The organism is Methylobacterium organophilum (assembly GCF_022179465.1).
Lineage (GTDB): Bacteria > Pseudomonadota > Alphaproteobacteria > Rhizobiales > Beijerinckiaceae > Methylobacterium > Methylobacterium organophilum.
The window spans coordinates 93,136-109,661 of record NZ_BPQV01000005.1 but is presented as its reverse complement, the minus strand read 5'-3'; the positions used below and the strand labels follow the sequence as shown (position 1 = coordinate 109,661).

22 protein-coding genes and 1 tRNA gene are annotated in these 16,526 nt (G+C 70.1%); 15 read left to right on the top strand and 8 right to left on the bottom strand.

What is annotated here, in order from left to right:
• Positions 1 to 120: 120 nt before the first annotated feature.
• The 9 genes from MFF21_RS10180 (at position 121) to MFF21_RS10140 (ending at position 5,770) form a co-directional block, all read left to right on the top strand.
• The gene (locus tag MFF21_RS10180; RefSeq protein ID WP_238311039.1) at positions 121 to 1,107 is read left to right on the top strand and encodes a TorF family putative porin; all 987 of its coding nucleotides are present in this window, start codon (positions 121 to 123) and stop codon (positions 1,105 to 1,107) included.
• Between the two features lie 196 nt (positions 1,108 to 1,303).
• Positions 1,304 to 1,666, top strand: a complete 363-nt coding sequence (locus MFF21_RS10175; RefSeq protein WP_238311038.1) for a hypothetical protein — start codon at positions 1,304 to 1,306, stop codon at positions 1,664 to 1,666.
• Positions 1,667 to 1,860: 194 nt separating this feature from the next.
• Positions 1,861 to 2,106, top strand: a complete 246-nt coding sequence (locus MFF21_RS10170) for a hypothetical protein (protein WP_238311037.1) — start codon at positions 1,861 to 1,863, stop codon at positions 2,104 to 2,106.
• 306 nt (positions 2,107 to 2,412) lie between these two features.
• Positions 2,413 to 2,706, top strand: coding sequence for a hypothetical protein (locus MFF21_RS10165; protein ID WP_238311036.1), 294 nt, complete (start codon positions 2,413 to 2,415; stop codon positions 2,704 to 2,706).
• A 3-nt stretch (positions 2,707 to 2,709) separates the two neighbouring features.
• The gene (locus MFF21_RS10160) at positions 2,710 to 3,123 is read left to right on the top strand and encodes a hypothetical protein (protein ID WP_238311035.1); all 414 of its coding nucleotides are present in this window, start codon (positions 2,710 to 2,712) and stop codon (positions 3,121 to 3,123) included.
• Positions 3,124 to 3,190: 67 nt separating this feature from the next.
• On the top strand, positions 3,191 to 3,361 hold the full coding sequence (locus MFF21_RS10155) for a hypothetical protein (RefSeq protein ID WP_238311034.1): 171 nt from the start codon (positions 3,191 to 3,193) through the stop codon (positions 3,359 to 3,361).
• Complete coding sequence (locus MFF21_RS10150) at positions 3,361 to 4,830, top strand: APC family permease (RefSeq protein ID WP_238311033.1); 1,470 nt, start codon at positions 3,361 to 3,363, stop codon at positions 4,828 to 4,830. The genes MFF21_RS10155 and MFF21_RS10150 overlap by 1 nt, the downstream gene beginning before the upstream one ends.
• Positions 4,831 to 4,836: 6 nt before the next feature.
• Positions 4,837 to 5,502, top strand: a complete 666-nt coding sequence (locus MFF21_RS10145) for a hypothetical protein (protein WP_238311032.1) — start codon at positions 4,837 to 4,839, stop codon at positions 5,500 to 5,502.
• Positions 5,483 to 5,770 carry a hypothetical protein gene (locus tag MFF21_RS10140; protein ID WP_238311031.1) on the top strand — a complete coding sequence of 96 codons (288 nt, stop codon included), beginning with the start codon at positions 5,483 to 5,485 and terminating at the stop codon, positions 5,768 to 5,770. Before MFF21_RS10145 ends, MFF21_RS10140 begins: the two co-directional genes overlap by 20 nt.
• Here the strand turns inward: MFF21_RS10140 and MFF21_RS10135 are convergent.
• From MFF21_RS10135 to thiE, 3 genes are all read right to left on the bottom strand, one after another.
• Positions 5,745 to 6,374 carry a helix-turn-helix domain-containing protein gene (locus MFF21_RS10135; RefSeq protein ID WP_238311030.1) on the bottom strand — a complete coding sequence of 210 codons (630 nt, stop codon included), beginning with the start codon at positions 6,372 to 6,374 and terminating at the stop codon, positions 5,745 to 5,747. The two genes, MFF21_RS10140 and MFF21_RS10135, sit on opposite strands and share 26 nt — an antisense overlap.
• A gap of 139 nt (positions 6,375 to 6,513) precedes the next feature.
• Positions 6,514 to 7,329 (bottom strand): bifunctional hydroxymethylpyrimidine kinase/phosphomethylpyrimidine kinase, encoded by an 816-nt coding sequence (gene thiD, locus MFF21_RS10130; protein WP_238311029.1) that lies wholly within the window; start codon positions 7,327 to 7,329, stop codon positions 6,514 to 6,516.
• Positions 7,326 to 8,048, bottom strand: a complete 723-nt coding sequence (gene thiE, locus MFF21_RS10125; protein ID WP_238311028.1) for a thiamine phosphate synthase — start codon at positions 8,046 to 8,048, stop codon at positions 7,326 to 7,328. The genes thiD and thiE overlap by 4 nt, the downstream gene beginning before the upstream one ends.
• A 243-nt stretch (positions 8,049 to 8,291) precedes the next feature.
• Here thiE and MFF21_RS10120 point away from each other — a divergent pair, with 243 nt between their 5' ends.
• On the top strand, positions 8,292 to 9,293 hold the full coding sequence (locus MFF21_RS10120; protein WP_238311242.1) for an NUDIX hydrolase: 1,002 nt from the start codon (positions 8,292 to 8,294) through the stop codon (positions 9,291 to 9,293).
• Positions 9,294 to 9,326: 33 nt separating this feature from the next.
• Here the strand turns inward: MFF21_RS10120 and MFF21_RS10115 are convergent, their stop codons facing one another.
• Positions 9,327 to 9,839: a Ros/MucR family transcriptional regulator gene (locus MFF21_RS10115; RefSeq protein WP_238311027.1), complete on the bottom strand. Its 513-nt coding sequence runs from the start codon at positions 9,837 to 9,839 to the stop codon at positions 9,327 to 9,329.
• A gap of 797 nt (positions 9,840 to 10,636) precedes the next feature.
• Positions 10,637 to 11,578, bottom strand: a complete 942-nt coding sequence (argC, locus tag MFF21_RS10110) for an N-acetyl-gamma-glutamyl-phosphate reductase (RefSeq protein ID WP_238311026.1) — start codon at positions 11,576 to 11,578, stop codon at positions 10,637 to 10,639.
• 248 nt (positions 11,579 to 11,826) lie between these two features.
• Here argC and MFF21_RS10105 point away from each other — a divergent pair, with 248 nt between their 5' ends.
• Positions 11,827 to 12,351: a hypothetical protein gene (locus MFF21_RS10105; protein ID WP_238311025.1), complete on the top strand. Its 525-nt coding sequence runs from the start codon at positions 11,827 to 11,829 to the stop codon at positions 12,349 to 12,351.
• 27 nt (positions 12,352 to 12,378) lie between these two features.
• On the opposite strand, the gene MFF21_RS10100 is transcribed toward MFF21_RS10105, so the two are convergent.
• Entirely contained in the window at positions 12,379 to 12,627 is a 249-nt protein-coding gene (locus MFF21_RS10100) for a BrnA antitoxin family protein (RefSeq protein WP_238311024.1), read from the bottom strand.
• Between the two features lie 14 nt (positions 12,628 to 12,641).
• Entirely contained in the window at positions 12,642 to 12,869 is a 228-nt protein-coding gene (locus MFF21_RS10095) for a hypothetical protein (protein WP_238311023.1), read from the bottom strand.
• 388 nt (positions 12,870 to 13,257) lie between these two features.
• On the opposite strand from MFF21_RS10095, the gene MFF21_RS10090 reads away from it, so the two are divergent.
• From MFF21_RS10090 to MFF21_RS10080, 3 genes are all read left to right on the top strand, one after another.
• Complete coding sequence (locus MFF21_RS10090; RefSeq protein WP_238311022.1) at positions 13,258 to 14,277, top strand: SDR family NAD(P)-dependent oxidoreductase; 1,020 nt, start codon at positions 13,258 to 13,260, stop codon at positions 14,275 to 14,277.
• Positions 14,278 to 14,334: 57 nt separating this feature from the next.
• On the top strand, positions 14,335 to 15,288 hold the full coding sequence (locus MFF21_RS10085) for a UDP-glucuronic acid decarboxylase family protein (RefSeq protein ID WP_238311021.1): 954 nt from the start codon (positions 14,335 to 14,337) through the stop codon (positions 15,286 to 15,288).
• A 165-nt stretch (positions 15,289 to 15,453) separates the two neighbouring features.
• A tRNA-Leu gene (locus MFF21_RS10080) sits at positions 15,454 to 15,538 on the top strand.
• 214 nt (positions 15,539 to 15,752) lie between these two features.
• Here MFF21_RS10080 and MFF21_RS10075 read toward each other — a convergent pair.
• Positions 15,753 to 15,896: a hypothetical protein gene (locus MFF21_RS10075; RefSeq protein ID WP_238311020.1), complete on the bottom strand. Its 144-nt coding sequence runs from the start codon at positions 15,894 to 15,896 to the stop codon at positions 15,753 to 15,755.
• Between the two features lie 290 nt (positions 15,897 to 16,186).
• Between MFF21_RS10075 and MFF21_RS10070 the strand changes: the two genes are divergently transcribed.
• A complete protein-coding gene (locus MFF21_RS10070; RefSeq protein WP_238311019.1) occupies positions 16,187 to 16,399 on the top strand; it encodes a hypothetical protein in 213 nt (70 codons plus the stop codon).
• Positions 16,400 to 16,526: the final 127 nt, after the last annotated feature.

Below are 16,526 nucleotides of genomic sequence, written 5' to 3'. Positions count from 1 at the left end.
TGCCTTCATTTTATCCTTGAGATGATTGTTTGCCTTCTGAGAAAATCGTTTTAGCAGCAGTGACAGGTCGGCCGGGGTCGATCGAGGGGCTGCACTGATCTTTGCGCCGGAGTTGCCCTTATGAAGAGACAATCCTTCACCCGTGCTCTGGTCGCGGCCGGGACACTTCTCTGCGCCCAGGCCGAGGCGGCCGATCTCGCCGCCCCGAAGGAGATGCCGGCCGAGGCGAAGGCGGCCGACAACCTGATCGGCTTCTCGTTCTTCTCGCGTTACGCCACGGACTACAATTTCCGCGGCGTGTCGCAGTCCAATCTGCAGGGCAGCTATCAGACCTATTTCGAGGTCAACTTCTTCAATAACTTCTTCTACACGGCCTTCGCGACGCTCCAGACGCGCCTGCCGACCCAGCCGGACTTCGAGTTCGACCTGATGGCCGGCATCCGGCCGACCTGGGACAAGTTCACCTTCGACCTCGGCATCCTCTACTACTTCTACCCGAACGAGAAGCGGATCTACGGCTTCGACGCCGTCAACAATCCCTTCCCGATCACGCAGGCGAATTCCGACTTCTACGAAGGGGCGGCCAAGGTCCTCTACCAGGCGACGGACGCCCTGGTGCTCGGCGCGAACGTCTACCACACGCCGAACTTCTTCGGCACGCATGCGGTCGGCACCTACGCCTCGGGCACAGCGGCCTACACCCTGCCCGCCTCCCTGTTCTCGTTCCTGCCCGAGGCCTATGCCGGCGGCTTCTCGATCTCGGGCGAGCTCGGCTACTTCACCCTCGGCGCCGCGCGGACCTCGGCGACCGGCCCGTTCAACCCGGTCACCGGCCGCTTCCCCTCGGTCAACCTGTCGAGCTACCTCTACGGCAACGTCGGCATCTCCTATGCCTACAAGAACCTGCTGCTCGACGTGCGCTACCACGACACCGACCTGACGCCGTCCGAGTGCTTCACCTTCACCGGCGATTACCGCGGCTTCCTGAACGGCGGCACCTCTCGCTGGTGCGGCTCGGCCTTCATCGGCACCATCACCTGGCAGGCCTCGACCGCGGCCCCGGGCGTCTATGCGGAGCCGGGCGGCATCCTGGATTTCTTCAAGTAAGCCTGCGGTTCTTCCGTCGAACATCGGTTCGGGCCGGCTCTTCGGAGCCGGCCTTTTCTGTATGCACGCAGACGCGCGGCCCTCGCCCGGCGTCGGCGGCGCCCGTCTCCGGTGACAGGCGCGGATTTCCACGGCACGGATCGCCGCCTGCGGGGTTGCCCCGTACCGCCCTGCCCGCTCCGGAGGCCGCTCGACCGTGTCCCTCGAAACCCTGCTCAAGGAGGCCGCCGCCCGCGGCCGCCGCCACGCCGAAGCCTTCGACGGCGGATCGAAGGAGGCCCTGCCCTGGAAGGTCATCGAGGCCTTCGACGCCGAGATCCGCGGCCATGTCGAGCGGGACCGCCGGATCGAGGACGAGCGCGACCGGGTGCTGATCGCCGCGGTGAAGCTCGCCGAGACGCCCATGGACGACGAGGAGGCGGTCGCGGTGGCGCGGCGCCATCTCGTCCGCGCCCTCGATTATCTGGAGGAGGCGGTGCTCCGCTTCGGCCGGGTCAACCGGCAGGCCGCCGCGCGGGGCCACGGGGAGGTTGGTTCCTCCGTCGCCTCCGGCCGCTGAGCGGGCGGTCCCGGACGATGCGGGCCGATTGTCGCCCGGGGCAAGCGCGCCTGCCTCGACTCGCCCCGCCCCGCCATGGCATCGCCAGCACAGGATCACCGTCTCGCGTGACGCTCCCGCCGCTCCACCGGGGCCGAGGGAAGCACCCCCCTTCGGGCGCCGCGCGAGGCGCAGAAGGACCACCGGAGGAAACCATGCAGCGTCTGGCCGAGCTCAAGTCGGATCCCGCCTTTCGTCAGGCCGTCCTGGCCGTGAAGGGGGCGGCCAGCACCCTCAGCGGGCGCGCCATGACCCAGGAGGAGGCGGAATTGCTGGTGAGCTTCGCCCTGGCGACCTTCGCCAATGCGGGCGGCCTCTCGGAGCCGAGCCTCAGCCGCATCGCCCGCTTCGCCGGCCAAGTCCCGCTCGACGAGAGCGTGGAAGGCCTGATGAAGCATTGAATCCGGTCGCGGCGGCTCGCCGCGATCCGCTTCCGGCACGATGCGCGGGAGAGCGAGGCCTCCCGCCGCGAAAGATGTCCCAAGACCGCGCGCCGCCTCCAGGCGGGGTCTTCTCGAAAGGACGTGGTTGAGGGCGCCGGTCCCGTCCCTGGATCGGCATGATTTCTTCGGGAAGAAGAAAAATTCTGCAACATTGCTGCGCCGCAGCGACGTTTCCTGCTTGACGCACGTTCGGCGTGGCAGGATATTTCCTTCCAAGAACGGGAAATTCCCGTGAAGAATGGTCTCCTTGGGAGGAGAGATGCCATGCAGGATCCCCGGGTCTCTGCCATGTTCGGCCGCGACCGCGCGGCGGCCCTCCTCGCCGTCGTCATCGTCTGGCTGGTCTACGCCTTCACCTTCTGGACCATGCGGCAGGCCTTCGCGGATTCGCACGTCACCGCGCTGATGGTCGTGCTCGGGATCTGCGTCGTCCTGCTCAATACCGCCGCGATCGTGGCGATGATCCGCCACTACAGCGAGGACCGGGCCGCGATCTACGGCATGGACCTCTACTATCTCGATCGCCTGCGGGCCCTGCGCCGCAACCGGGGAGCCTGAGCCATGGCCTTGCAGACGGGATCCCGCAAACCCTACGAGCCGCCGGTGCAGTCGGTCGCCGGCCAGATCTTCGACGCCGTGCTGATGCTGGTGCTGGTCTTCATCACCCTCTACCTGCCCCTGCTCCTGAAGCTCGCGGGCGGGGGCACCACCACCACCGAATATCCCAACGCGACCTGGGAGAGCCTGGGCCAGAACCCGACCATGGCGGCGCAGTGGGAGAAGCTCGGCTTCGCCCCCGAGAAGGCCGCCGCCATCGTCGGCACGCGCTTCGACTACGCCTTCAACTGGGGCGCCGTGGCGCTCACCGCGATCATCATCGTCGGCTACTTCGTCTTCATGTTCCGCTACTCCGACCGGGAGTACCGCGAGGTGATCGCCGAGCATTTCGACGGCGAGGGGCGCCCGCGCCCCTGACGCGGCGGCGCCCGCGCGTCCGCGTCACGATCCATCCCCCTTCGTCCTCAAGCCGGGGAAGCCTGTCATGGTGGCCATCATGAACTGGGGCGCCTGGGCGCTCGCGACCGTCCTCGCCCTCTGGATGGGGTTCGATCTCCTGCGCACCAACCGAACGTATGACGAGACCTACCTGCTCTCCTCGGAGGAGGGCGAGATCGTGGATTCCGAGGTCGGCGAAACCGCAGCGAGGTCGTGATGCCCGTGACGCAATCCCTGCCCACGTCTTCCCTGTCCCCCTCCCCCGCCGCGCCGGTGCCCCTCGCGGGCGCCCCCGCCGCGGCGCCCGCCGCCGGGGCGGACACGCGGATCGCCCTGCTCCGGGTGCTCGGGCCGGGCCATGTCTGGGCGCTCGGCGTCGGCATCGTGCTCGTCGGCGAGTTCATGGGCTGGAACTTCGCGGTCGGCAAAGGCGGGCCCGTGGCCGCCCTCGCCGCCTGCTGGCTCGCCGGCATCCTCTATACCTGCGTCGCGATGATCGATTCCGAGATCACCTCGACGGTCGCCGCCGCGGGCGGGCAATACGCCCAGGCCAAGCACATCATCGGGCCGCTCGCGGCCTTCAATGTCGGCCTCTACCTCGTCATGGCCTACACCATGCTCGAGGTCTCCAACGCGATCGTGGCCGGCGACCTGATCGAGGCCTTCGCCCAGAGCCTCGGCCTGGAGGGCGCGATCGACAAGCGCGCCTTCATGGTGCTCACCGTGGTGGCGCTGGCCTTCCTCAACTATCGCGGCGTGCTCGCCACCCTGACGCTGAACCTCGTCATCACCGCGGCGGCCTTCGCCGCGATCGTGGTGCTGTTCGTGGCGTCCCAGCCCTGGGCGCCCGGCGCCGTGCTCCAGCACAAGGGGCTGCTCGTCGATCTGCCCTACGGCTCGCTCGGCATCCTCGCGGCCATGCATTTCGGCCTGTGGTTCTATCTCGGCATCGAGGGCACGACCCAGGCCGCGGAGGAAGTGCGCTCCCCCGCCCGAGCCCTGCCGCTCGGCACCATGACCGGCATGATGACCCTGCTGATCGCGGCGACCCTGACCTGGTACGTCTCGACCGGCCTGATGCCCTGGGAATATCTCGGCCAGGCGGTGACGCCGCTCTACGACGCGGCCCGGCTCACCGGCAGCCGCTGGCTGGAGGCCTTCCTCTTCCTCGGCACGCTCTTCGCCACGGTGGCCTCGGCCAATGGCTGCATCAACGACGCCTCCCGCGCCTGGTTCGCCATGGGCCGAGACCGCTACATGCCGGTCTGGTTCGGCGCCGTGCACCCGACCTACCGCACGCCCTACCGCGCGATCGTGTTCTTCGTGCCGATCGCGATCCTGTTCGCCGTCTCGACGCCGCTCGACCAGACCATCACCTTCTCGATCCTGTCGGGCCTGCTCGGCTACACGCTGATGGCGCTCTCGATCATGCTGTTCCGCCGGAAATGGCCGCTGGGCTCGATCCAGCGCGGCTACGTGCACCCGCTGCACCCGCTGCCGGCGATCCTGCTGCTCCTGCTCTGCGTGGTGACCTATCTCGCGGTCTTCCTCGGCTACGGCACGCAGCTCGTCGCGATGATGGCCTTCTACATCACCGCCTCCGCCTGGTTCGTGCTGCACCGCTACAAGTATGTCCGCCGGGGCGACCAGTTCACGATGCCCTGGCCCAAGCCCCGGGGCTATTGAGGCGCCATGCTCGCCGCCCTCGCCGGCCTGATCGCCCTCGCCGCCGCCGGGTTCTGCTGGTCGCAGAACCGGGCGGCGGCCGCCTGGCGGGCGGGGCTGCTGTCGGACGGGACGCGCCTCCTGCGCGCCGCGCGCCTCGGTCGCGACCGGGCCGGCTTCGCCACCCTCGAAGGCCGCTTCGGGGCCTTCGAGGCGCGCCTGCGGCTGATCCCGGAGGCGCTGGTCTTCCGCCGCCTGCCCCAGCTCTGGCTCTCGGTGACCCTGCGGGCGCCGCTGCCGGCAGGCATGACCCTCGACGTCCTGCGCCGGCCGGCGGGCGCCGAGTTCTACGCCCCCGACGACCTCCCGACCCGCTTTCCCGCGCCGCCGGGCTGGCCCGCTGACACCCTGGTGCGCGGTACGCGGGGTGCCGAGGCGCTGCTCGCCCGGGCCGCGCCGGCCCTGGACACGATCCTGGCCGATCCGCGGGTGAAGGAGGTGCTGCTGACGCCGAAGGGCCTGCGCCTCGTGCTCCAGGCGAGCGAGGGGACCCGCGGGGCCTATCTGCTCCTGCGCGGCAGCCGCTTCCCTCTGGAGCGGATCCCGCCCGAGACCCTGCGCCTCGGGCTGGAGGCGGCGCGCGACCTCGCCCTCGTCCTCTCGGAGCCGCCCGATGCCCGTCTCGCCGCCTGACCCGCGCAGGGTCCTGCTCGTCGCCGCGCTCCTGCCCGGGATGGGCCATGTCTGGGCGGGCCGCGCCGCCCGGGGCCTGGGCTTTGCCCTGTTCACCCTCGTCGGGGGCTGGCTCTGCGCGAAATTCGCGAGCCCGGAAGCGAGCTTCGTCGGGCGTCACGCGGCGGGGTTCTTCGTCTGGGCGCTGTCCCTGCCCGACGCCTATCGCTGCGCCCGGCTCGACCAGGCGCGGGCGGAGCGCCTCACTCCATCACCGCGGCTTTCATGATCACCACCATGGTCGCCCGGCCCGGCTTGTCGCCGAGGCAGCGCACGGTGTGCGGGCGGTCGCAGCGGTAGCGCAGGGTCTCGCCGGCGGCGGCGCGCTGCACCTCGCCGGCCACGTCCACCTCGAACTGCCCTTCCATGACGGAGAGCGATTCCACCGAGCCCCGCTGGTGCGGGTCGGAATCGAGCACGCCGCCGGGCTCGGCCGTGACGTCGTACCATTGCAGCCACTCGACCGTCTTGATCCAGCCGATGATGGCGAGCCGCACCTTGCCGTCCTCGGAGAGCAGGCTCGGCGTGTCGGCCCGGGAGGACTTCTCGATGAAGTGCTCCTCGTCCGAGGTGGCGAGGACCCGCTCGATCGAGACGTCCAGAGCCTGGCTCAGGCGCCAGATGGTGGCGAGCGTCGGGTTGGTCTCGTTGCGCTCGATCTGGCTGATGATCGACTTCGCCACGCCCGATTGCTCGGCGAGCTCCGACAGGGAGAGATTGTAGGCCTTGCGCAGGCGCTGGATGGTCTTGCCGAGCTGGCCGGAGAGCACCTGCGCGCCGCTCACGAGATCCTTCTGCCGCACCCGCTCGAGGCTCGTCGTGATGTCCTGCATGACCGCGCTGACCCGTGACTCGTCGTTCCGTTATCCGAACGGACGTTTGCTAATTCAAACGCAAACGCGTCGGAAGCGCAACCCGCACAGGCGGAACGCAGGGCGAACATTCGGGTCGCCGGGCACGGTCCCGGGCGGTTCAACCCCAGAGTGCGTGGAAATGGTGCACCGGCCCGTGTCCCTTGCCCACGGGCTGGGAATCCGCCGCGGCGATGGCGGCGGTGATGTAGGCCTTGGCCTGGGCGACGGCGGCGTTGAGGTCGAGCCCGCGGGCGAGGCCCGCGGCCACCGCCGCCGAGAGGGTGCAGCCGGTGCCGTGGCTGTTGCGGGTGGCGACCCGCGGGGCCGCGAAGCGGCGCAGGGGGCCGTCCTCGGTCAGCAGGTGGTCGACGCTCTCGGTGCCCTCCGCATGCCCGCCCTTGATGAGCACGCCCTTGGCGCCGGCGGCGCGCAGGCGGCGGGCCTGGGCCACGGCCTCGTTCTCGGTGGCGGCGGTGGGCTCGCCCAGCAGCGTGGCCGCCTCGGGCAGGTTCGGCGTCACGACGACGGCAAGGGGCATCAGCGTCTCCCGCAGGGTCGCGACCGCCTCCTCGGAGATCAGGCGGTCGCCGCTGGTGGCGACCATGACCGGGTCGAGCACGATCGGGATCCCGCCGGCGTGGCGGCGCAGGCCCTCGGCGACGGCGCGGATGGTGCCCGGGCTCGAGAGCATGCCGATCTTCACCGCGCCGACCGCGAGATCGGAGAAGACGGATTCGATCTGCGCGCTCACGAAGTCGGCGGGCACGTCGTGGATGGCCTGGACGCCGGTGGTGTTCTGCGCCGTCAGCGCGGTGATCACGCTGGCGCCGTAGACGCGCAGGGCGGCGAAGGTCTTGAGATCCGCCTGGATGCCGGCGCCGCCGCTCGAATCCGAGCCGGCGATGGTCACCGCGATGGCCGTGCGCGCCGTCATGGCGTCCCCTCCCCTTTTCCATCCCCGCGTGCATTCAACGCCGCGTCGATGCGCCCGCGCAAGTCGCGCGCCTTGCCGCGGGTGTCGCCGCCGCTGAACAAGGCCGTGATCACCGCGACCCCGTCCGCCCCGGCCGCGATCACGGAGGCCGCGTTCTCGCGTCCGATCCCGGCAATGGCGCCGAGGGGGAAGCCGCCGCCGCGGGCCAGCCGGCCGCGGAACACGATCCGCTGCAGCCCGTCGAGGCCGACCGGCGGATCGGGATTGTCCTTGCTCGTGGTGGCGAAGACCCCGCCGATGCAGGCATAGTCGACCGGCAGGCGGTAGAGCTCGTCGGCCTGGTGGCCGGTCTTGACGGTGAGGCCGATGATCGCCCCCGGCCCGAGCAGCCGGCGGGCCTCGTCCGGGTGGAGATCGCTCTGGCCGAGATGCACGCCCTCGGCGCCCGCCGCCAGGGCGAGATCGACCCGGTCGTTGACGAGAACGGGCACCCGGCCCCCCACCGCGTTGCGGATCGCCCGGATGCGGGCGAGGGCGGCCCGGGCATCGGCGATCTCCTTCTCGCGGTACTGGAGCAGGGTGCAGCCCCCGGCCACCGCCTCCGCGGCAAGGGCCGCGAGGGTCGCCGCGTCCCCGCCGAGCACGCCGGTGTCGAGGAGGCCGTAGAGGCGCAGGTCGACCGGGACGGTGCCCGCACGGCTCTGTCCCACGCTCACCATGCCGTGCCTCCGGGCGCGACGCTCCGATCGTGCATGCGGTTCCTCCCTGCTGCGCGCGTGTTCGGGACGCTGTGTGGCCATCCTGCCGGCTTTTCAAGCGCCGGCGAACGGCAAGGGCTGCGGCGGTGTTGGGAGGATGGCGCCCTTCCCGACCTTTCCGGACCCCTGCGGGCCGTTCGGAATCGTTGTAGAGGAGCGGCGAGGGTCCCGTCCCGGGACCGCCGCAGGATGTTCTGGACGACGATGACCACGGCCGACCCGCTCCGGGCCGACTCCCGCTCTCAGACCGCGCCGCTGCCCGTCAGTGCCTCCTCCGTGGGCCTGGTGGCGGTGATCGTGGCCGCTACGGGCGGAGAGCCGCGCGCCCTCACGGTGCAGGTGGCGGGGCAGGCGCGGGGCCGCGAGACCGGCCTGCCGGCGGGCCCCCTGGTGCCCGAGCACACGACCCTGGAGCGCGGCCTGCGGGCCTGGGTGGAGCAGCAGACCCACCAGCGCCTCGGCTATGTCGAGCAGCTCTACACCTTCGGCGACCGCGACCGGAAAGCGGGCGGTCCGGAGGGCGTGCACCTGCTCTCGGTGGCCTATCTCGCCCTCGTCCGCGAGGCGCGCCCGGCCGGCCTCGCGGAGGCGGCCTGGCGCAACTGGTACGCCTATCTGCCCTGGGAGGATTTTCGCGAGGGGCGCCCGGCGGCCCTCGACGCGATCGAGCCGCGGCTGATGGCCTGGGTCCAGGAGGCCGCCGACCCGAAGCTGCGCCGCCTGCGCGAGGACCGGGTCGGCCTGAATTTCGGCGGCACCTGGAACGAGGAACGGGTGCTCGAACGCTACGAGCTTCTGTTCGAGGCCGGCCTGATCCCGGAGGCGGAGGGCCAGAGCGGCGCTGCCGTCCCCGCCGATGCCGCCGTCACCGGCGTGCCCATGGCCCTCGACCATCGCCGCGTCCTCGCGACCGCGATCGGGCGCCTGCGCGGCAAGATCAAGTATCGCCCGGTGGTGTTCGAGCTGATGCCCCCCGCCTTCACCCTGCTCCAGCTGCAAAGGACGGTCGAGGCGCTCTCGGGCACGCGGCTGCACAAGCAGAATTTCCGCCGGCTGGTCGCCCAGCAGGGTCTGGTGGAGGAGACGGAGGCCGTCACGAGCGGGACGGCCGGCCGCCCGGCCCGCCTCGTCCGCTTTCGCCGCGAGGTGCTGCTGGAGCGCCCCGCGCCGGGGGTGCGGCTCACGCCGTCCCGCCGGCCCGGCTGAGCCGGTTCGCGGGGCGAAGGGGCGCGGCCCGTCTCAGGCTTCCTTCCTGCGGCGGGGCGCCCGGGGCTTCTTGGCCGCCGGCTCCTCCGCCGGGGGGGCAGCTTCCACGGGCGGCGGCTCGCTGGCCGCGGGCCGGCGGCGCTGCTGGCCGAGGCCGAGGGCGCGGGCGAGTTCGGAGCGCTGCTCGGAATAGCTCGCCGAAGTCATCGGATAGTCCGGGCCGAGGCCCCACTTCGCCCGATACTGTTCCGGCGACAGGCCGCGCAGGGTGAGGTGCCGGCGCAGGGTCTTGTAGGGTTTCCCGTCCTCGAAGCTGATCAGGTAATCGTGCGAGATCGACTTCTTGATCTCCTGAGGTGTCGCCTTGGGCGGACCCGAATCCTGCCCGTTGGCGGCATGAGCGGTGACGCCGAGGATCGCGCCGTGCACGTCGCTAAGCAGCTTCGCCAGATCTGCGCTCTGGACATGGTTGTTGCTGACATAGGCAGAGACGATGTCCGCCGCGAGGGTGATGAGTCTTGCGGACTCGGCTGTATCTTCACTCATGTTAAGAAATGCCGTCTTTGAGGAGCGTTTGACATCCAGAGCGTAAGCTCAGCTCCACTACACGGCAAGACGTTTCCAAAGAATTTTCGGATTACGAGCGATCAAAAGCCGAGCTATTTCGGTTTTTCATCCAGTCCTCTCTTGCACAGGCGAGTGCAGGCTCGGGGACGTCCCGGTCGTGGCGATGGATGGGGGGCGATGGGAAAAAACAGGCTTCTCGCAGGCCCCGGCGCGAGACATCCCGCGGCCCATATCTGAAATTCCCGCACGGGATCAGATATTTGCCTCGTCTTTTGCGGATGGGGGCGCCATAGGCATCGCTTCTGTCGACGGCCGACCCGGGTCGACATTGGCCGATCACGGGTCCTGGATGCGCGAAATCTTGTGGATCGTGTGCCTGTGCGCTGCGGGCCTGCGGCAGCGCTCCCTCAAATCTGCGCGACAGGCCGCGTTTCGCGCCGGCCTGCGCCGTCGCCGCTCACCGGCGGGCGGAAGATTGCAGCGCACGATAATTGATTTTCATCGCGCGTATCTTGAAACGATGCTTGTTGTGAGGGCGCCGGTCTCCGGGCCCGTCCCCACGCTCAGGGCGGAAACCGCTTCACCGGGCTGCCGCCAGCGGACGAAGCCGGGGCGGCCCTTCGGACAAGGATCGCTGGGATCGAGGATCGCGCCGCGTCGCCGGGCGCGCCGACGGCCGATTCCGGACGAGCGGATCGGCGGCGCCCCGGCTTCGTTCTCGGGGGGGGGCGGACGACGAGGCGATGGGAGCCCCGTCGTCCCGAGGCGCCGGGTGGTCAGTCGAGCCCGAGCATCAGGCCGAGATTCTGCACCGCCGCACCGGAGGCGCCCTTGCCGAGATTGTCCAGGCGGGCGACGAGCACGGCCTGGCGGTGGCTGTCCGAGCCGAAGACCCGCAGCTCCAGCCGGTCGGTGTCGTTGAGCGCCTCGGGCTCGATCCGCTCGCGATGGGCGCCGGCTTCCGCGCCCTTGACCACCGAGACTAGGGCGCTGCCCGCGTACCAGGCGGCGAGGGCGTCCTCGAGATCGCCCGGGGTCGGGCGGCCGGGCAGACTGTCGAGATGCAGGGGCACGCTCACCAGCATGCCCTGCCGGAAATTGCCGACGGAGGGCACGAAGATCGGCCGCCGGGTCAGGCGGGCATAGGCCTGCAGCTCGGGCACGTGCTTGTGGCCGAGGCCGAGGCCGTACATCTCGAAGGCGGGCGCCTCGTTGCGCTCGTAGGCCTCGATCATGGAGCGGCCGCCGCCGCTATAGCCGCTGACCGCGTTCACGCTGATGGGGAAGTCGGCCGGGATCAGGCCGCCCTCGACGAGGGGGCGCAGCAGGGCGATGCCCCCGGTCGGGTAGCAGCCGGGATTGGCGACCCGGCGCGCGGCGCGGATCGCCTCCGCCTGGCCCGGGGCGAGCTCGGGAAAGCCGTAGGTCCAGCCCTGGGCGACGCGGTGGGCGGTGCTGGCATCGAGGATGCGCGGGCCGCCGCCGGGCAGGCCGTCGGCGAGCGCCACGGTCTCCTTGGCCGCGTCGTCGGGCAGGCACAGCACCACCAGGTCGACGCCGGCGATCAGGTCGCGCTTCACGGCCGCATCCTTGCGGTGCTCGTGCGGGATGCTCACGAGGCGCACGCGGCCCTCGCGCTCTAGGCGCTCGCGGATGCCGAGGCCCGTGGTCCCGGCCTCGCCGTCGATGAATACCGTGGGGGCGCTGTTCGCCGACATGCCTTCGTCTCCGCTGCGGGCACGCCCGCATCGCCTGTTCGTCCACCGGTCTTCCTGGCGCCGAAGCATGACGGTGGCGCGACGGGGAAGAGCGATGCCCGCGCGAGGTGAGACCTTCGCGCCCCGCTGTCAACGCATCCGTTCCCGCGGCGCGCGGGGGATTGTCCCCAGGATGCGGCGAAGCGGGCCGGAACGCCGGGGCCTCGCGCCCGATTGACCGCCAAATCCCCCGTCGAGGAGACACGATCATGGCCGAGCGCGCCAAGAAGACCGATCCGAAGCTCTGGGAAAAGGTGAAGGCGAAGGTCACCCGCTCCGACAAGGGCGGCAAGCCGGGGCAATGGTCCGCCCGCAAGGCGCAGATGGCCACGAGCACGTACAAGAAGGAGGGCGGTGGCTACGAGGGCGGGAAGTCGTCCGACAACCACCTCAAGCAATGGACCGACGAGGAATGGGGCACGAAGTCGGGCAAGGAGAGCGGCAAGACCGGCGAGCGCTACCTGTCCAAGAAGGCCCGCGAGAGCCTGAGCGCGTCCGAATACGCCCGCTCCACCGCCAAGAAGCGCGCCGATTCCGCCAAGGGCAAGCAGCATTCGAAGCAGCCCGCGGACGTGGCGAAGAAGGCCGCCTCCGCCCGCAAGACAGGCTCGACGTCGTCCCGGACGGAGAGCGGCGAGACCAAGGCCGAGCTGATGAAGAAGGCGCGGGCGAAAGACATTTCCGGCCGCTCCCGCATGTCGAAGGCCGAGCTCGCCCGGGCGGTGCACGCCTGAGCGCTTGGCCCTCCCGAAAGGCCGCCCTCAGAGCCCGGCGGCGGCCTTGAGGGCGGCGTTGATGCGGTCCTGCCAGCCGGGGCCGTCCTTCTGGAAATGCTCCAGCACCGCCTTGTCGAGGCGCAGGGAGACGGTCTCGCGGACACCGGGGACGGCCGTCGCCGCGGCCGGTCCCGGCGCCGGGGCGGGTGCGGGCTTGCGGGTAGTCACCGCCTTGAAGGCGGCTTCGGCGGCGGCGCGGGGGTCGCTGGAGCGGCGGGGGCGGTCGAAGGCCATGGCGATCCTCTCCCTCAGGCCTTGGTGCGCCGGCGCTTGGGCGCGGGCGGATTGGCGGCGCGTTCTGCGGCCTCCTCGGCCTCCTTGGCGAGGCGGAGGGCGCGCAGGCGGAGCGTACGCTCGTCGACGGCCCGGATCGCCGCCTGGTGTTCCGCCATCGCCTCGGCGCCTTCGCGGGCCATGCGCTCCGCGCGTTCCGCGCGCGCCTCGGCGCGGATCTTGGCGGCAATGTCGTCGGTCATGGAACGTCTTCCATCGCGCCGCCCTCGTCCCGGCGGCCGGCCCGGGGCCGGCGCCATCCCTTTGCTCGCGGCCTCCTCGCGGTGTCCGGCGGAGCGATCGGGGGACGGGCGGTCGTGAAGCCCTCGGGGCGCGGATCGCCACCGGATAAGGCTTCGCAACCCTAGCAGGCCGCGGCCCGGAAGGCGAATGCGCGCGCGGTTTCTCTCCCCGGCTCATTGCGGGCCGGGGCGTCTCCTCCGGCGCGGTTGCCGGGAAGTTGTTCCTGCGCCGCGGCCGTCGGCGGGCGGATTTCGTGCGTGATCTCGCAGCGTCATGCCGATATGGCAGAGGCGAGTGCGCGTCGAAACGGAACTTGCGGCGTCAACCAATCTCTCAGGAGCAGCATTCATGCGGGTTCTCGTTACCGGTGCCGCAGGATTCATCGGATTTCATCTTGCGCATCGCTTGCTGTCCGACGGCGTCGAGGTCGTCGGCATCGACGGGATGACCAGCTACTACGACGTCGCGCTGAAACGCGCCCGGCTCGCGCATCTCTCGGCCCACGACCGCTTCTCGTTCCACGAATTCATGCTCGAGGATGCGGACCGCATCCGCGCGGTCATGCGGGCGACTCGGCCGGATGTCGTCGTCCATCTCGCGGCCCAGGCCGGCGTGCGCTACAGCCTGGAGCAGCCGCGCCAATACATCGCGAGCAACATCGTCGGCACGTTCAACCTGTTCGAGGCCTGCCGGGGCCTCGACATCCAGCACGTGATGTTCGCCTCGACCTCCTCGGCCTATGGCGGCAACACGACGCTGCCGTTCCGGGAGACGGACCGCTCCGCCGCGCCGATGAGCATCTACGCGGCGACGAAGCTCTCCGGCGAGGTGCTGGCCCATACCTACGCGCATCTGTGGCGGCTGCCGGTCACGGCCTTCCGCTTCTTCACGGTCTACGGCCCCTGGGGCCGGCCCGACATGTCGCTGTTCCTGTTCACCCGCAAGATCCTGGCGGGCGAGCCGGTCGACGTCTACGGCCATGGCCGCGCGGTGCGGGACTTCACCTATGTCGGCGACCTGGTGGAAAGCATCCACCGCCTCCTCGGAAAGCCGCCCGCCGCCGACCCGCAGGCCCGTCTGTCCGAGGCCGACACCCTGAGCCCGGTCGCGCCCTATCGGCTCGTCAATATCGGCGGCGGCCAGCCCGTCAGCGTGTCGCGGATCCTCGACCTCCTCGAGGCCAGCCTCGGGCGGAGCGCGACCCGCGTGCTGAAGGATCTGCCCCCCGGGGACGTGGAGAAGACGGAGGCGAGCACCGCGCTCCTGCGGGACCTGATCGGCTACGTGCCGGTGACGCCCGTCGAGGAGGGGATCGCGGCTTTCGTCGACTGGTACGTCAAGTATACCGCTTCTCAGACCGGCGCTTGACGGGCGCCTCCTTGGGAGGGGCCGGCGAGAGGCCTTCCTCTGTCAGGGAGCCGACCCGTGCGGCGTGGGATTTCGAAGCGCGTTCTGGTCACCGGCGGCGCCGGGTTCCTCGGGTCGCATCTCTGCGAGAAGCTGCTCGGGCTCGGGCATGAGGTGCTGTGCGTCGACAACCTGTTCACGGGCAGTCGGCGCAACATCGCGCATCTGCTCCCGGAACCGCGCTTCGAGTTCCTGCGGCACGACGTGACCTTCCCGCTCTATGTCGAGGTGGACGAGATCTACAATCTCGCCTGCCCGGCCTCGCCGATCCACTACCAGTTCGACCCCGTCCAGACGACCAAGACCAGCGTGATCGGCGCGATCAACATGCTGGGGCTGGCCAAGCGGCTGAAGATCCCGATCCTCCAGGCCTCGACCTCCGAGGTCTATGGCGATCCCGAGATCCATCCCCAGCCCGAGGAATACTGGGGCCGGGTGAACCCGATCGGCTTCCGCTCCTGCTACGACGAGGGCAAGCGCTGCGCGGAGACGCTGTTCTTCGACTACCACCGGCAGCACGGGCTCGCGATCAAGGTGGTGCGCATCTTCAACACCTACGGCCCGCGGATGCACCCCCATGACGGGCGGGTGGTCTCGAACCTCGTGGTCCAGGCCCTGAAGGGCGAGGACATCACCCTCTACGGCGACGGCCGGCAGACCCGCTCCTTCTGCTACGTGGACGACCTCGTCGACGGCTTCGTGGCCATGATGGAGAGCGGCCCGGAGGTGACCGGGCCGATCAACATCGGCAATCCGGGCGAGTTCACCATCGCGGAGCTCGCCGCGCTCGTGCTCGAGCTCACGGGCTCGACCTCCAGGCTGGTCTTCCGCCCCCTCCCGCCCGACGATCCCCGCCAACGCCGCCCGGACATCGCCAAGGCGCAAGCGGTGCTGGGCTGGAACCCCACCGTGCCGTTGCGCGAGGGGCTGGCGCGCACCATCGCGTATTTCGAGGCCTCCCTGCGCGCCTGACCTCGCGGGGCGCGGAAACGGGGCCTGCGGCGCGCCGTCGACGGGGCGGCGGGCCGGCAATCGTCAGCCGGCGCGAAAGCAGCGCTTGTGCCCCGGGATCGCATCTGTTATCCGCTGCGCCGCTCCCACCGGTGCAGCCACTTCGGCCGACCCCGGGTGCGACGAGCGGCCATGGCGGAATTGGTAGACGCGCTAGCTTGAGGTGCTAGTCCCGCGAGGGGTGGAGGTTCGAGTCCTCTTGGCCGCACCATTCTCTTCGTCTTGCGAGACCGAAGAGAAGGTGCCTGTTTTTCGACAGGAAGGACGGCAAGTCCTCTGTACCGGCAGATGATCCGGTTCCCATGATGAACGAGGGCGAAGGCTTGGCGGCCTGACGCCGAGGATCGGTGGCCGTCGGGGTTCCCGCGGGTTTCACGCCGCGCCGAAACGTGAGGCCGCCGGCCTGTGCCGGGCCGGCCCGGCGATCAGGCGAAGGCCACGGCTTGCCGGTCGCCGGCCGTCGCCGCCTGCCCCAGCGGGCCCGCTTCGAGGCGTTCGATCAGCGCCACGATCGCGTCCGGGTAGGTCGAGACATCCTCGAGGCCGAAAGCGAGGTCGAGGGCCGGCATGACGCTTCGGAGGAAGGCCCGCGTGCCCGGGAACGGGCTTGCGGCTCGCCCCGCGCCGGCATGCGGGATCGGCAGGACGGGAACACCGAGAGGGGTGGTCGGGAGGGCGAGCATGGCGTCCGAACGGAAGTCCCGCGCCGAGGCGGCGGGGCTCCGGATGGAGCGGCCGTTCGTGCGAGGTGGGCCAAGCTAGGCCGCGCCGGTTGAACCGGACCTGAAGGCTCCGCCGGTGGCGCGATTTGGTGGTGCCGGTCCCCTGGCCTATGCTCGCCCGCCAGCAGGAGAGCTTCATGACCTACACCGTTCACTACACGGCGCCCTCTGGCTCCAAGGCGGAAGAGCACGCGATCGGCGTCCGCGCCGCCGAGCGGGCGATGACCTTCTCCAGCCTCGGCGCCGCGGATGTCTATGTCGAGACGGGGGATGGCCAGGTGTTCCGTGCGCCGGGGGAGATCGACGCGCTGGTCCGCTACGCCCAGAATTCCGACGACGCGGGCGCCTGAGGGGCCCCGCGCAAAGGTGCAACCTGCGCGCGAGGCAATCGCCGATGTTCGCAAATCTCGGCGATTGCCTTAACGCTTGGGAAAAAATCGCCTCATAGATTGCCGGGTGCCTCACCAGAGGATGAGC

Coding starts and splice junctions, on each gene's coding strand:
- MFF21_RS10095 (WP_238311023.1), bottom strand. CDS start 12,869: ATGACCGACGACATTGCCGCCAAGATCCGCGCCGAGGCGCGCGCGGAA.
- MFF21_RS10140 (WP_238311031.1), top strand. CDS start 5,483: ATGCCCGTCTCGCCGCCTGACCCGCGCAGGGTCCTGCTCGTCGCCGCG.
- MFF21_RS10120 (WP_238311242.1), top strand. CDS start 8,292: ATGACCACGGCCGACCCGCTCCGGGCCGACTCCCGCTCTCAGACCGCG.
- MFF21_RS10170 (WP_238311037.1), top strand. CDS start 1,861: ATGCAGCGTCTGGCCGAGCTCAAGTCGGATCCCGCCTTTCGTCAGGCC.
- MFF21_RS10105 (WP_238311025.1), top strand. CDS start 11,827: ATGGCCGAGCGCGCCAAGAAGACCGATCCGAAGCTCTGGGAAAAGGTG.
- thiD (WP_238311029.1), bottom strand. CDS start 7,329: ATGACGGCGCGCACGGCCATCGCGGTGACCATCGCCGGCTCGGATTCG.
- argC (WP_238311026.1), bottom strand. CDS start 11,578: ATGTCGGCGAACAGCGCCCCCACGGTATTCATCGACGGCGAGGCCGGG.
- MFF21_RS10115 (WP_238311027.1), bottom strand. CDS start 9,839: ATGAGTGAAGATACAGCCGAGTCCGCAAGACTCATCACCCTCGCGGCG.
- MFF21_RS10070 (WP_238311019.1), top strand. CDS start 16,187: ATGACCTACACCGTTCACTACACGGCGCCCTCTGGCTCCAAGGCGGAA.
- MFF21_RS10155 (WP_238311034.1), top strand. CDS start 3,191: ATGGTGGCCATCATGAACTGGGGCGCCTGGGCGCTCGCGACCGTCCTC.
- MFF21_RS10100 (WP_238311024.1), bottom strand. CDS start 12,627: ATGGCCTTCGACCGCCCCCGCCGCTCCAGCGACCCCCGCGCCGCCGCC.
- thiE (WP_238311028.1), bottom strand. CDS start 8,048: ATGGTGAGCGTGGGACAGAGCCGTGCGGGCACCGTCCCGGTCGACCTG.
- MFF21_RS10075 (WP_238311020.1), bottom strand. CDS start 15,896: ATGCCGGCCCTCGACCTCGCTTTCGGCCTCGAGGATGTCTCGACCTAC.
- MFF21_RS10160 (WP_238311035.1), top strand. CDS start 2,710: ATGGCCTTGCAGACGGGATCCCGCAAACCCTACGAGCCGCCGGTGCAG.
- MFF21_RS10145 (WP_238311032.1), top strand. CDS start 4,837: ATGCTCGCCGCCCTCGCCGGCCTGATCGCCCTCGCCGCCGCCGGGTTC.
- MFF21_RS10150 (WP_238311033.1), top strand. CDS start 3,361: ATGCCCGTGACGCAATCCCTGCCCACGTCTTCCCTGTCCCCCTCCCCC.
- MFF21_RS10090 (WP_238311022.1), top strand. CDS start 13,258: ATGCGGGTTCTCGTTACCGGTGCCGCAGGATTCATCGGATTTCATCTT.
- MFF21_RS10180 (WP_238311039.1), top strand. CDS start 121: ATGAAGAGACAATCCTTCACCCGTGCTCTGGTCGCGGCCGGGACACTT.
- MFF21_RS10135 (WP_238311030.1), bottom strand. CDS start 6,374: ATGCAGGACATCACGACGAGCCTCGAGCGGGTGCGGCAGAAGGATCTC.
- MFF21_RS10165 (WP_238311036.1), top strand. CDS start 2,413: ATGCAGGATCCCCGGGTCTCTGCCATGTTCGGCCGCGACCGCGCGGCG.